The sequence below is a fragment of the Marinactinospora endophytica genome (assembly GCF_054780875.1).
Genome location: NZ_BAAGVM010000004.1, coordinates 428,094 through 441,403, shown reverse-complemented (window position 1 = coordinate 441,403; position 13,310 = coordinate 428,094). Strand labels below are relative to the sequence as shown.

Below are 13,310 nucleotides of genomic sequence, written 5' to 3'. Positions count from 1 at the left end.
CGGCGTTCGAGGCCGACCCCGACACTGACGCGATCGTGATGATCGGTGAGATCGGTGGGGACGCCGAGGAGCGTGCGGCGGAGTTCATCAAGGCCAATGTGACCAAGCCGGTGGTGGGCTACGTGGCAGGGTTCACCGCGCCGGAGGGCAAGACGATGGGGCATGCCGGGGCGATCGTGTCGGGGTCCTCCGGCACGGCCGCGGCGAAGAAGGAGGCCCTGGAGGCCGCCGGCGTCAAGGTCGGCAAGACTCCCAGCGAGACGGCCAAGCTCGCTCGCGAGCTGTTCTGACGACAGCCGGGACCGCATCCCACGGAGCCCGCCGCGACACGTTCGCGGCGGGCTCCGTCGTGTGTCGGGCAGACCGCGCGCTCCGCGCCTTCGGCTGGGGAGATCCACCGCGCGGCGCGGACGCGCGTTCCCCACGGCCGTGCCGCCGGCACGGTAGGGCCGGGCCGAGGCCTCATCCGCTCCTCGCGGCCGGCACGGCCGGCCCAGCGGCAACCCCGGCGCCTGACGGCTGACAAGGCGCGAGACGGACACTCAGAGCCGTCTGCGGCCATCTCCCGCCGTTCCCCCGCGGATCCCGGAGCCTCCGACACGCCAGGGGCGGCAACGGGCGGTCCGACCCGGCGGCTGCGACCATGGAGGCGTGAGCGCGCCCCCTGGACCCCCTGTGCACCGTGACGGACCCCACGCCACCGGACGCCGCCCGCCCGCAGGCACCCCGGCCGCGGCCACACCGGTGAGCGAGGACGCCCGCAAGCTCTACGCCTCCGGCGGCCTGGGCGCGGCCTGGGCCGCCGGGATCGGCCTGGCCACGCTCACCACGCTCATGCTGGTGGGCTGGGTGGCGGCGCCGCACGCGAGCTTCGGGGAGGACATCGGCGACGTGTTCCGCGTCGCGGTCCAGGCGTGGCTCGTCGGCCACCACGTGGGGGTCGAGATCCCAGGGGGCCACCTCGGGTTTCTCCCGATCGGCCTGGTCGTGCTGCCCGGGCTGCTGCTCTACCGGGCGGGCCAGTGGCTGGCGCGCAGTTGTCACCTGCCGAGGCTGCGCCACGCCTTCCGGGCCGCGCTGGCGCTCGCCGGACCCTACGCGGCCATCGCGGGGACGCTCGCGCTCGTGGGCCGGACCGAGGACGTGCGCCCCGACATGACCCAGTCGCTCATCGACGGGTTCGTGCTGGCGTTCCTGGCCGGAGGGCTGGGGGTGCTGCGCAGGCTGCTCAAGGACAAGGGCATCGCCTGGCGCCAGCTGTCGGGCATCATGCCGGCCCGGCCCCGCTCCCTGCTGGCCGGGACCCTCAGCGCCACCGCCGTCCTCCTCGCGGTCGGCGCGCTGCTGTTCCTCGTCGCGCTGGCGACGTCCTTCGGCGAGGTCGTCGAGATGACGCGCGGGCTGGAGCCAGGTCCGGTCGGCGGTGTGCTCCTCGCCCTACTGCAACTGCTCTACCTGCCCAACGCGGTGATCTTCGGAATGTCCTACGCGGCCGGCCCCGGGTTCGCCCTGGGGACCGGGACCGCGGTCGCGCCCACCGGAGTGGTCCTGGGGCCCCTGCCGCACCTGCCGGTGCTCGCCGTGCTGCCCGACAGCGGTCCGGCGCCGATCCTGTCGCTGTTCGCCCTCATCGCGCCCTTCCTGGCCGGTGGCATCGGCGGAGTGCTGACGGTGCGCAGCGCGCCCACCGCGGTCAGCGAGGCGGCCCCCCTCTGGGGGTTCGTCTGCGGACTGCTCACGGGCGCGCTGTGCGCGGCGCTGGCGCTCCTGGCCGGCGGGCCGCTCGGGACCCAGCGGCTCGCCGAGGTCGGGCCGTCGCCCTGGCAGGTGGGACTGGTCGTGGCGCTCGAAGTGGGGGTGGCCGCCGCGGTCGCGGCCTGGTTCGCCAACTGGCGGCACATCCGCGTCCGGCCGGAGCCGGCCGAACCCGCGACGGAGCCCGAGAGGACCCGGGGGACGTGGGCACGGCGCCCCCGATCCCTGCGGATCCCCTTCCCGCTCCGGTGGCCGCAGAAGGCGCGCCGACGCGGTTCCCACGACGAGGACGGGGAGGACGCCGAGGGGCTCTACGGCATCAGCTACGAGGCGGACGGACCCTCCGCCGACCGTGACACCGCGGTGCCGGCGTCCCGTCCCGGCAAGGAGGGCGACGCCGGCACCGACCGGTGACGGCGGCGGCTACCGGGCGCCGCTCAGCGCCGGCAGGTACTCGGCGGGAACGCCGCGTTCGGCGAGCGCGTCGCGCAGGGCGGTGTCGCACTCGGCCTGCGTCACGGAGGTGTGCGAACGCGCCGAGCAGTCCTGCCAGGCGGCGATCTCCTCGCCGAACACCAGGTAGCCGATCATGGTGCCGGCGGAGAACAGGACGCCGGCCCAGCCCAGCACCATGCTCAGCACCGCTCCGGGGGCGGGGACCCGGTTGGCCCGGGCGGACTTGCGGGCGCGACGGCCCTGCACGATGCCGAAGACCGACAGGACCACGCCGAAGGGCGGGAGCAGGAGACCCGCGGTGGCGAAGAACAGACCCCACAGGCCGCCTCGTTCCACGGTGGGCTGCTGCCCGTCGGACGGGGACGTGGACGGCTCGTTCGTCACTGGGGCTCCTTGTTGCTGAAGGAAGGGGCTGATGGCATCGACCCGGGCGGCTCGGTCGAGCCCGGAGCGCGGTGGCGCCGACGGTCTCCGTTGCGTGGTGCCGCCCGCACCGATGTGGGTCTCTTGGGGTAGACGCTACCTGTAGGGATAGGGTGTCCAAGCGGATGGGGCGCAGGAGCGCCCCGCCACGTTTTGTCGATGGCGTACCCGCATCCCGGATGCCGCGCGTTCGCACCGCGCCCCCGGGAACGGGGGCCGACGGTCCCCGCATCGTTTTCCCACGAGGAGGAAGCACACTGTCGGCGCGAGTAGTCGTCCTCATCTCCGGCACGGGCAGCAACATGGCCGCACTGCTCGACGCCGCCGCCGATCCGGGCTACGGCGCGACGATCGTCGCGGTCGGGGCCGATCGTGAGGCTCCGGGCCTCCTCCACGCGCGACGAGCCGGAGTCCCCACGTTCGTCACCGCGTTCGCCGACTACGCCGATCGGGGCGAGTGGAACGCGGCGCTGGCCGATCGCATCGCCGAGTACGAGCCGGACCTCGTGGTCTCCGCGGGGTTCATGCGCATCCTCGGACCCGAGGTGGTGGGCCGCTATGCGGTGGTCAACATCCATCCCGCGTTGCTGCCGGCCTTCCCCGGCGCGCACGCCGTCCGCGACGCTCTCGCCTACGGGGTCCGGGTGACGGGCGCGACGGCGCACTTCGTCGACGAGGGCGTGGACACCGGCCCCGTCATCGAGCAGGTCACGGTCCGGGTGGAACCCGACGACGACGTCGCCTCCCTGCACGAGCGGATCAAGACGGTCGAGCGCGGAATGCTCGTGGACGTCGTGGGCCGCCTCGCCCGGGAGGGGTGGACCCTCCAGGACCGCAACGTGCGGTTCGGCCGGCCGGCCGAACCGCGGGGAAGTATCGAAGATCCCGGCTACGCGACAGAGGAGAACCGGTGAGCCAGCAGGCCGTTCGGCGTGCGTTGATCAGCGTTTACGACAAGACCGGGCTGGAGGAGCTGGCCCGTGGGCTCGCGGAGGCCGGGGTGGAGATCGTCTCCACCGGCTCCACGGCGGCGCGGCTGACCGCCGCCGGGGTCGAGGTGGTCCCGGTCGAGAACGTGACGGGGTTCCCGGAGTGCCTTGAGGGCCGGGTCAAGACCCTGCACCCGGGCATTCACGCGGGACTGCTCGCCGACCGGACGAAGGAGGCGCACCGGGCGACACTGGAGGAGCTCGGGATCGCGCCCTTCGATCTGGTCGTGGTCAACCTCTACCCGTTCCGCGAGACGGTGGCCTCGGGCGCCTCCCCGCAGGAGTGCATCGAGAAGATCGACATCGGCGGCCCGGCGATGGTGCGCGCGGCGGCGAAGAACCACGCGAGCGTGGCGGTGGTCGTCGATCCCGCCGGGTACGGTGACGCGCTCCAGGCCGTGCGCTCCGGCGGGTTCACGCCGGCCCAGCGCAAGCGGCTGGCGGCGCGGGCCTACGCCCACACGGCCGCCTACGACGCGGCGGTCGCCTCCTGGTTCGCCGAGTCCTACGCTCCCGACGAGGTGGAGCGGGAGACGGGATGGCCGGACTTCACGGCCGTCGCCTACGAGCGTGCCGCGACGCTGCGCTACGGGGAGAACCCGCACCAGAAGGCGGCGCTGTACCGAAGCGGCGAGTCCACGGGCGAGGGCCTGGCCGGCGCCGAGCAGCTGCACGGCAAGGAGATGTCGTACAACAACTACGTCGACGCCGACGCCGCGCTGCGCGCCGCCTACGACTTCGCCGACCCGTGTGTGGCGATCATCAAGCACGCCAACCCGTGCGGGATCGCGGTGGGCGCCGACATCGCCGAGGCGCACCGCAAGGCGCACGCCTGCGACCCGGTCTCGGCCTACGGCGGTGTCATCGCGACGAACCGCCCGGTGACGCGGGAGATGGCCGACCAGGTCGCCGAGATCTTCACCGAGGTGGTCGTCGCCCCGGACTTCGAGCCGTCGGCGGTCGAGGTGCTGACCCGTAAGAAGAACATCCGGCTGTTGAAGGTGACGGCGCCGGACCGCGCTGCCCGGCCGGAACTGCGGGCGATCAGCGGTGGCGTGCTGTTGCAGGCCGTCGACGCGATCGACGCGCCCGGCGACGACCCGGCCGCCTGGGAGCTGCGGGCCGGGGCCCCGGCCGACGAGGCGACACTGGCCGACCTGGCGTTCGCCTGGCGCGCGGTGCGCTCGGTCAAGTCCAACGCGATCCTGCTGGCGGCGGGCCGGGCCACCGTGGGAGTGGGGATGGGACAGGTCAACCGGGTGGACTCGGCCCGGCTGGCGGTCTCGCGGGCCGGGGAGCGCGTGCGCGGCTCGGTCGCGGCCAGCGACGCGTTCTTCCCCTTCGCCGACGGTCTGGAGGTGCTGACCGAGGCGGGGGTGCGCGCGGTGGTCGAGCCGGGCGGTTCCGTGCGTGACGAGGAGGTCATCGCGGCGGCCGAGCGGGCCGGTGTGACGCTGTACTTCACCGGTACGCGGCACTTCTTCCACTGATCGGACAGGGGCGCGGGGCCGCGGGGCGAGGACCCGCGGCCCCGTCGCGTGCCCGGGAGATCGGAGGATCCCACGAAGGGGATCGGGGAACGGCGGGGGCGGTTCGGCGATCTCTCCGACGCGGCACCGCAGGCGGGTGGAACAATGGGGACCGTGAGCGCACAGATTCTCGATGGTAAGGCGACCGCCGCGGCGATCCGGGCGGAGTTGAAGGAACGTGTCAGCGCGCTGCGGGCCAAGGGCGTTGTCCCCGGCCTGGGCACGGTGCTGGTGGGCGATGACCCGGGGAGCCACTCCTATGTCGCGGGCAAGCACCGCGACTGCGCCGAGGTCGGCATCCACAGCATCCGCCGCGACCTGCCGGCCACGGCGACGCAGGCCGAGGTCGAGGCGGCCGTCGAGGAGCTGAACGCCGATCCCGCCTGCACCGGGTACATCGTGCAGCTCCCGCTCCCCAAGGGGCTCGACGAGAACCGGGTGCTGGAGCTCATCGACCCGGCCAAGGACGCCGACGGTCTCCAGCCGTCGAACCTGGGGCGCCTGGTGTTGATGCAGCAGGCGCCGCTGCCGTGCACGCCGCGCGGCATCGTGGAGCTGCTCAACCGCTACGACGTGCCGCTCAAGGGCGCCGAGGTGGTGGTCGTGGGGCGTGGCGTCACGGTGGGCCGGCCGCTGGGGCTGCTGTTGACGCGGCGCAGCGAGAACGCGACGGTGACCCTGTGCCACACCGGCACCCGCGACCTCGCCGAGCACACTCGCCGGGCCGACATCGTGGTGGCCGGGGCCGGGGTTCCGGGGCTGATCACGGCCGACATGGTGAAGCCGGGAGCGGCGGTGCTGGACGTGGGCATCACCCGGACCGAGGCCGGACTGGTCGGTGACGTCGCCCTCGACGTGCGCGAGGTGGCCGGGCACGTCGCGCCCAACCCCGGCGGGGTCGGACCGATGACCCGGGCGATGCTGCTGGTCAACGTGGTCGAGGCGGCGGAGCGTCAGGTCGGCTGACCGATGTGGACGGGCGGCGGTAGGCGGGGTCCTGCCGGCGCCGTGGTCCACGCGTTCGCGGGGCCTCCTGGCGGTGAGGCCCCGGAGTCGTCAGCTCGCCTTGCGCCGGCGTTCCATCACCGGCATGGGGCGCACCAGGCCCAGGGCGACGACCTCGTTGGCGAGCCGGGTGCGTCGGTTGGGGCCTTCGGGAACGCGGAATTTCTGGTAGAGCCTGAGTAGGTGTTGTTTGACGGCGGCCTCGGTGACGACCAGGTCCTCGGCGATCTCCCGCGCGGTGGCCGGGGCGACGAACGCCTCGTCCGACAGGGCGGGGCGGCACAGCGAGGTGAGGACGTCGAGTTCGCGGCGGGTGAGCTCGGGGGCCGCGCCGCGGCGCAGCTCCACTTCGGGGTTGAGCTCCTCGCGGGGCAGTCCGCCGATCTTGCATCGGGCGGCCCCGAAACTCATGACGTCGCCCTCTTCGAGGACCCGGCGGGCGATGGGGCGGCCGTTGACGCGGGTTCCGTTGCGGGAGAGGCCGAGGTCGACGACATAGACGTAGGGGCCACGACGCACCAGCTCAGCGTGCAACTGCGACACACTCGGGTCGTTGAGCCGGATGTCGACGCCCTGTCCGCGTCCGATGGTGGTGACCTCGGCGCCCAGGGGCTGGATGTCACCGCTCTCCTCGACCCGTATGTAGGGCCCGTCCACGGTTGTTCCTCCCAAACTGGGGCGCGACCGATGAGATTGGTTGCGACGGGGCGCGACAGGGTGCATGGAGGTCGGGGTGGTCCGTGTGGGGGTCGCTGGCTGAGTGGGGTTCATAGGGGGCTGTCCTCGCTCACCGTGGCACTCATCTCATCACTGGTTACCCGGACCTCGGCATTTCTACGCTCTTACTCCCGGGTAAGGCCGCCATCTCGGGAGCTAAGAGGCATTTCACGGAGATACGGTCAGGCTTTAGTGGAACCCGATTGTGGCCGTTTCGGTAGTGCCGTAGTTGAAGCGAGCGTAGGCTCGCCTCAACACCGAAGCTGTGGCCAGTAACGATGTGTAATCGTACCGTTGCGTTCGTTCCCTGATCTTGCGGCTGGTCCGGTTTCGGTCCAGGCATAATCGGTCATGGCCGGTCCGCGCCACAGTGCTCATCGCCACAGTGACCGGCCCATCAAGGCGTGCGCTAGCGTGAGGTTTACGGTGAGCCAAAAAACGGTGGAGGTAGCGGTAGCACCCCGAGAAGCCCCCGAGGAGGACCCCGCGTCGGACGTGTCGACGCCCGCGGAGGTCCCCGGCTGGCTGTCCCAGGTCCCCTACTTCCTGGTCCTGGCGACCATGGCCGCGGGCATCGTGGTCGTCGCGGCGGCCTATTTCAAGAGGGGGCCCGCCCTCATCGCCGGCGCGCTGTTGCTGGGAGCGGTCTTCCGGGGCTTCCTCCCCGCGGAGCGGGTCGGCATGCTCGCGGTGCGGCGGCGATGGATCGACGTCGTCACCCTCGTCTCGCTTGCGGTGCTGCTGATCGCGTTGGCCTGGGTCGCCCCGAAGCTGTAGGTTCGCCCTCGAATAAGCTTGATATCGAGATACCGCACCGGCGGTAAGTCGACGCACGGCCTGGCCCCTCCTGCGGTGGGCCTGTTCGGCGCCCTCGCCAGGGGACGGGCGGTGCGCGGTGCTCCGGTGGAATCCGGCGGGTCGCGCGCGCGGCCTCCAGCCACATGACGACCGGCCGAAACGAAGGGACAGCCACACAGCCATGGCCAAGATCAAGGTTGAGAACCCTGTAGTAGAGCTCGACGGCGACGAGATGACCCGGATCATCTGGTCCTTCATCAAGGACCGGCTCATCCTGCCCTACCTCGACGTCGACCTGAAGTACTACGACCTCGGCATCGAGGAGCGCGACCGCACCGACGACCAGATCACCGTCGACGCGGCCAACGCCATCAAGGAGTACGGCGTCGGCGTCAAGTGCGCCACCATCACGCCCGACGAGGCGCGGGTCGAGGAGTTCGGCCTCAAGAAGATGTGGCGTTCGCCCAACGGGACCATCCGTAACATCCTGGGCGGCGTCGTCTTCCGCGAGCCGATCATCGCCTCCAACGTCCCGCGGCTCGTCCCGGGGTGGACCAAGCCGATCATCATCGGCCGTCACGCCCACGGCGACCAGTACAAGGCGACCGACTTCAAGGTCCCCGGCCCGGGCACGGTCACGATGACCTACACCCCGCAGGACGGCGGCGAGCCGGTCGAGTTCGAGGTCGCCAACTTCCCCGAGGGCGGCGGCGTCGCCATGGGCATGTACAACTACCGCAAGTCCATCGAGGACTTCGCGCGGGCCAGCTTCAACTACGGCCTCGACCGCAAGTACCCGGTCTACATGTCCACCAAGAACACGATCCTCAAGTCCTACGACGGCATGTTCAAGGACGTGTTCGCCGAGATCTTCGAGAACGAGTTCAAGGACAAGTTCGAGGCGGCCGGCCTCACCTACGAGCACCGGCTGATCGACGACATGGTCGCCGCCGCGCTGAAGTGGGAGGGCGGCTACGTCTGGGCCTGCAAGAACTACGACGGTGACGTCCAGTCCGACACGGTCGCCCAGGGCTTCGGCTCGCTCGGCCTGATGACGTCGGTCCTGCGCACCGCTGACGGCCGCACGGTCGAGGCCGAGGCCGCCCACGGCACGGTCACCCGCCACTACCGTCAGCACCAGCAGGGCAAGCCGACCTCGACGAACCCGATCGCGTCGATCTTCGCCTGGACCCGCGGTCTGGAGCACCGGGGCAAGCTCGACAACACCCCCGCGGTGATCGAGTTCGCCACGACGCTGGAAGACGTCGTCATCAAGACGGTCGAGGGGGGTCAGATGACCAAGGACCTCGCCCTGCTCGTCGGCGGCGACCAGGAGTGGCTGACCACCGAGCAGTTCCTCGCCGCGCTGGACGAGAACCTCCAGAAGCGTCTGGCCTAGGCCCACGCCCTAGGAGACAGGGCCGTCTCGTCCGGATCGCGGACGGGGCGGCCCTTCGCCACGCTCGGGACGGCCGGGGCCCGGCGCGGCATTGCCGTGCTTTGGGCCAGGTCACCCGAGGTGTTGACCCGGATCGGGCTAGTCTCGTAGATGACGACGAGAAAGCGTCCCGCAAGCCGGCGTGCCGGCCGTGCGTCCGCTGGGGGGTAGGTGCACGGTGCGGGCACGCCGCCGAAGGCCCGTCGCCCGCGGCTACGCGGGACGGCGGGCCTTCCACGTGCCGGCCCGGGCGCCGCGGTCGTGTCCGACGCGGGCCGGGCGGGGCCCGGCTACTCCTGCATCGCGGACTCGGGGATCTCCTCGCCCGCCTGCATGGCGGCGAACATCTCCGCCGAGCGCGCCTCGTCCCACAGCACCACCGAACCGACCGCCAGGGTCGGGGTCGAACCGATGGGGATCGCGGTGGTGGCGGGGTCCTCGCGCATCGCCAGGGCCATTCCCGCGAGGTCGCTCAGGTGGTCGCCCTCGTCCACGTTGAAGGTCGCGGTGCCGCTGGTGACCAACGGGACCACCCGGAAGGGGTTGAGCAGGGTCCCGGGGGAGGTCGCCTTGGCGACCAGCGCGCTGAAGAACTCCCGCTGCCGCTGGATGCGGTCGAGGTCGGCGCGTGCCGAGGCGCGCGTGCGCACGTACCCCAGCGCGGTCGCACCGTCCATCTCCTGGCAGCCGGCCTGGATGTCCAATCCTGCCTTGGGGTCGCTCATCGGCTCCTCGGGACACATCTCGACCCCGCCGACCGCGTCGACGATGTCGACGAACCCGGCGAAGCCGATCTCCACGTAGTGGTCCACGCGCACCCCGCTGGCCTGTTCGAAGGATTGCACGAGCGTGGCGGGGCCACCCCCGAGGGCGTCGGAGAAGGCCGCGTTGATCTTGTTCTCGCCGATGCCGGGGATGGGGACATAGGAGTCGCGTGGGACGCTGATGATCGAGGGGCGGCCGCTGTCTGGCACGTACAGCACCATGATCGTGTCCGTGCGCTTGCCCTCGGCGCGGCCGGTGCGCAGGTCGTTCATGTCCTCGTCGCTGAGGCCCTCGCGGCTGTCGGAGCCGACGATCATGTAGGTCGTGCCGGGCTGGTCGTCGGGGCGGCCCTCGTAGTCGGGCAGCGCCTCGACCCGCTGGAGCCGCGAGTCGGCCCACAGGTAGAACGCCGCGGGCAGCACCACCAGCAGGACGAGGACGATGGTCCACGTCCGGCGCCGGCGCCGGCGCCGCTCCTCGCGGTCGCGGCGGGCCCGTCCCGAGCCGTCGTAGACGCGGCCACCCCGCCCTCCGCCGGGAGGTCGGGACCCGCCCCCGGACGCGCGGTGACGCTCGCGCGCCTCCTCCGCCGGGGTCCGTGGTAGACGCCGCGTGGGCTCGGAGGCTCCGGAACGCTGTTCGGAGCCGCGCGGCCGGTACAGTCTCTCGATCTCCTCGGGCATCCCGCCGCCCGCGGGACGACGGAACACCCCGGTGCGGTCGTGGTCGTCGGCTCCCCGGCGGCCTCGCTGACGGGGGTCTGGCCTGTCACCCATAGCTCTCGTCGCCCATCCGTTCCTGGCAGCGTGGGGTCGTTGCGTCCGGTAGGACTCGCCACATGGTATTTCGGTTCCGGAGCGGACAGGGGAGAGCCGGCTGTCACCACCGGGCCCTAGGGTCCTGCCATGGACGAGACGATCACCGTCGCCCACCCCATCAAGCCCCGCCTGCTACGGGCGCGGATCAGGCACACGGCGTATCGGCGCGCGCCCGGCCGTGACGCCCGGCCGACGGCCGAGGCGACGGGAACCAGGACGGCCGGGACGGACGGCGCGGGCCCGGCGCAGGTGGCGCGCCGCGCGGTCCGCCGCAGGCCGTCCCGCCGCGCGGGGTGAGCGGACGACGGGCACGGGCTCAGCGCACCCGGTGGGCTCCCTGGGCGGCGACGGCGACCCGGAACTCCGGCTCCCGCCACCCCTTCTCGACGAACGCCTTGGCCACGCGGGCGCGCACGTCCGCCAACCGGTCCCGGGGGACCAGGGCGATCGCGCTGCCACCGAAGCCGCCGCCGGTCATGCGGGCACCGCGCGCGCCCGCCGCGCACGCCGCTTCGACGGCCGTGTCCAGTTCGGGACAGGAGATCTCGAACTGGTCGCGCATGGACAGGTGCGAGGCGGTCAGGACCCGGCCGACCTCGGGAAGGTGTCCGCTGCGGAGCAGCCCCACGGTCGCGTTGACCCGGTGGATCTCGGTGACCACGTGCTGGACCCGTCCGCGCAGTACCGGATCCCTCAGGGAGCGCAGCGCGCCCGGCAGGTCCTCGACGTCGCGCAGCGCCGCGACGCCGAGCAGGCGCGCGGCGCGCTCGCACTCGGCGCGGCGGGCCGCGTAGCCGCTGCCGCTCGCGGCGAGGGCGTGCTGGACCCGCGTGTCGATGACGAGCAGCCGCAGGTCGTGTTCCTCCAGGGCGAGCGGTATCTCGCGCCCGCCCTCGCTACGGCAGTCGAGGAAGAACGCGTGACCGGCCGAGCAGCGCAGGGACGCGCTCTGGTCCATGATCCCTGTCGGCGCGCCGACGAAGTCGTTCTCGGCGCGCCGGGCCAGGCGGGCCATGGCGACCGGGTCGCCGGCCAGGTCGGCCAGTCCGAAGGCGTCCACCACGGCGAGCAGCGTGGCGCACTCCAGCGCCGCGGAGGACGACAGCGCGGCGCCGACCGGCAGGTCGGAGTCGAGCAGCAGCCGGGCGCCCGCTGAAGGGCCGGCCAGGTGGCCGGCCTCGCGCAGGGCCCAGAACACGCCGGCGACATAGGCGCCCCAGCCGCCGACGGACCCGCGGCCGTCGGGTGTGACGGCCAGTTCGTGGGGGTGGAAGCGGACGGTCTCGCCGGGCCGCTGGACGCTGCGCGCCTCGACCACGCCGTCATCGGTGCGGGCGAGCGCCGCGCTGACCCCCCAGGGCAGCGCGAGGGGCAGCACCAGACCCTCGTTGTAGTCGGTGTGCTCTCCCATGAGGTTGACCCGGCCCGGCGCGCGCCACACCCCGTCGGGGGCCAGCCCCTCGTAGGCGGCGGTGAAGGCGGCGGCGAGCTCGTCGGCGTCCACGCTCGGGCTCACCCGCCACCGCTGTGGTGTGGTCGCGGCCGCCGACGGAGGGGCGGAGCGCCGTCCCAGCATCGACAGCAGACGACGTATCGGTCTCACAGTCTGTCCTCCGGAAGGTTTCCGGCCATGGCCGTGGTGTGGAAGGCCCAGGCGTCGGACACGATCTGCTCCAGCCGTGGATACCGGGGACGCCAGCCCAGCACCTCCCGGGCGCGGGAGCCGGAGGCGACGAGGACCGCGGGGTCACCGGGACGCCGCGCGGCGGTGACGGCCGGGATCGGATGCCCGGTCACCTCCCTGCACACCTCGACGACCTGGCGCACGGAGAATCCGGTTCCGTTGCCGAGGTTGTAGATCTGGTGGGTCCCCGGCACGCAGCGCCCCAGGGCGAGCAGGTGGGCGTCGGCCAGGTCGGTCACGTGGATGTAGTCGCGCACGCAGGTGCCGTCCTCGGTGGCGTAGTCCTCGCCGTAGAGCGAGACGGACTCGCGCAGCCCCAGGGCGACCTGGAGCACGATCGGGATCAGGTGGGTCTCGGTCGCGTGGCGCTCCCCGAAGCGGCCGTGGGCGCCGGCGACGTTGAAGTAGCGCAGGCTCACCGCGCCGATGCCGTGCATGCGGGCGTGCTCGCTCAGCGCGGCGTCGATGGCGGCCTTGGTGGCGCCGTAGGGGTTGGTGGGCCGTACGGGCGCCTCTTCGGGGATCGGTACGGACTCGGGTTCACCGTAGACGGCGGCGGTGGAGGAGAAGACGATGGCGCGCACCCCCGTGGCGCGCATGGCCTCCAACAGGGCGAGGGAGACGCCGACGTTGCCCTCCCAGTACAGCTCGGGGTGGGCGACGGACTCCGGCACGATCGAGCGCGCCGCGAAGTGCAGCACCGCGTCGATCCCGTGGGACAGGATCGCGGCGGCGTGCTCGCGCACGTCCCCCTCGACGAAGGCCGCCCCCTCGGGTACCGCGTCGCGGTGTCCGGTCGACAGGTTGTCGAGCACGACGACGTCGTGCCCCGATTCGACCAGGCGGGACGCCACCACACTGCCGATGTAACCGGCGCCCCCGGTGACCAGGACCCTCATTGCCTACCCCGTTTCCTTTCGTGAAGCGTCGGTG

General features: G+C 72.2%; 12 protein-coding genes and 1 pseudogene. 8 read left to right on the top strand and 5 right to left on the bottom strand.

Annotated features, from left to right (window positions below):
- Positions 1-290, top strand: a pseudogene (locus ACYVHU_RS10665) (succinate--CoA ligase subunit alpha); the annotation flags it as partial.
- 361 nt (positions 291-651) lie between these two features.
- Entirely contained in the window at positions 652-2,169 is a 1,518-nt protein-coding gene (locus ACYVHU_RS10660) for a cell division protein PerM (protein ID WP_394330049.1), read from the top strand.
- A 9-nt stretch (positions 2,170-2,178) separates the two neighbouring features.
- Here the strand turns inward: ACYVHU_RS10660 and ACYVHU_RS10655 are convergent, their stop codons facing one another.
- Positions 2,179-2,595, bottom strand: a complete 417-nt coding sequence (locus ACYVHU_RS10655) for a hypothetical protein (protein WP_078761700.1) — start codon at positions 2,593-2,595, stop codon at positions 2,179-2,181.
- 296 nt (positions 2,596-2,891) lie between these two features.
- On the opposite strand from ACYVHU_RS10655, the gene purN reads away from it, so the two are divergent.
- The 3 genes from purN (at position 2,892) to ACYVHU_RS10640 (ending at position 6,118) form a co-directional block, all read left to right on the top strand.
- Positions 2,892-3,548 carry a phosphoribosylglycinamide formyltransferase gene (gene purN, locus ACYVHU_RS10650; RefSeq protein WP_268805296.1) on the top strand — a complete coding sequence of 219 codons (657 nt, stop codon included), beginning with the start codon at positions 2,892-2,894 and terminating at the stop codon, positions 3,546-3,548.
- The gene (gene purH, locus ACYVHU_RS10645; RefSeq protein WP_078761698.1) at positions 3,545-5,113 is read left to right on the top strand and encodes a bifunctional phosphoribosylaminoimidazolecarboxamide formyltransferase/IMP cyclohydrolase; all 1,569 of its coding nucleotides are present in this window, start codon (positions 3,545-3,547) and stop codon (positions 5,111-5,113) included. The genes purN and purH overlap by 4 nt, the downstream gene beginning before the upstream one ends.
- 153 nt (positions 5,114-5,266) lie before the next feature.
- The gene (locus ACYVHU_RS10640) at positions 5,267-6,118 is read left to right on the top strand and encodes a bifunctional methylenetetrahydrofolate dehydrogenase/methenyltetrahydrofolate cyclohydrolase (protein ID WP_078761733.1); all 852 of its coding nucleotides are present in this window, start codon (positions 5,267-5,269) and stop codon (positions 6,116-6,118) included.
- A gap of 90 nt (positions 6,119-6,208) precedes the next feature.
- Here the strand turns inward: ACYVHU_RS10640 and ACYVHU_RS10635 are convergent, their stop codons facing one another.
- The gene (locus ACYVHU_RS10635; RefSeq protein ID WP_078761697.1) at positions 6,209-6,814 is read right to left on the bottom strand and encodes an FHA domain-containing protein; all 606 of its coding nucleotides are present in this window, start codon (positions 6,812-6,814) and stop codon (positions 6,209-6,211) included.
- 555 nt (positions 6,815-7,369) lie between these two features.
- Between ACYVHU_RS10635 and ACYVHU_RS10630 the strand changes: the two genes are divergently transcribed.
- Positions 7,370-7,651 (top strand): DUF3017 domain-containing protein, encoded by a 282-nt coding sequence (locus ACYVHU_RS10630; protein ID WP_235000938.1) that lies wholly within the window; start codon positions 7,370-7,372, stop codon positions 7,649-7,651.
- 202 nt (positions 7,652-7,853) lie between these two features.
- On the top strand, positions 7,854-9,071 hold the full coding sequence (locus tag ACYVHU_RS10625) for an NADP-dependent isocitrate dehydrogenase (protein WP_078761695.1): 1,218 nt from the start codon (positions 7,854-7,856) through the stop codon (positions 9,069-9,071).
- Positions 9,072-9,400: 329 nt separating this feature from the next.
- Here the strand turns inward: ACYVHU_RS10625 and ACYVHU_RS10620 are convergent, their stop codons facing one another.
- Entirely contained in the window at positions 9,401-10,651 is a 1,251-nt protein-coding gene (locus ACYVHU_RS10620) for an LCP family protein (protein WP_078761694.1), read from the bottom strand.
- A 129-nt stretch (positions 10,652-10,780) separates the two neighbouring features.
- On the opposite strand from ACYVHU_RS10620, the gene ACYVHU_RS10615 reads away from it, so the two are divergent.
- The gene (locus ACYVHU_RS10615) at positions 10,781-10,990 is read left to right on the top strand and encodes a hypothetical protein (RefSeq protein WP_078761693.1); all 210 of its coding nucleotides are present in this window, start codon (positions 10,781-10,783) and stop codon (positions 10,988-10,990) included.
- A 19-nt stretch (positions 10,991-11,009) separates the two neighbouring features.
- On the opposite strand, the gene galK is transcribed toward ACYVHU_RS10615, so the two are convergent.
- Together galK and galE are read right to left on the bottom strand one after the other, a co-directional pair.
- A complete protein-coding gene (gene galK, locus ACYVHU_RS10610) occupies positions 11,010-12,296 on the bottom strand; it encodes a galactokinase (protein ID WP_432936979.1) in 1,287 nt (428 codons plus the stop codon).
- A complete protein-coding gene (gene galE / locus ACYVHU_RS10605) occupies positions 12,293-13,276 on the bottom strand; it encodes a UDP-glucose 4-epimerase GalE (RefSeq protein ID WP_078761691.1) in 984 nt (327 codons plus the stop codon). The genes galK and galE overlap by 4 nt, the downstream gene beginning before the upstream one ends.
- Positions 13,277-13,310 lie beyond the last annotated feature (34 nt).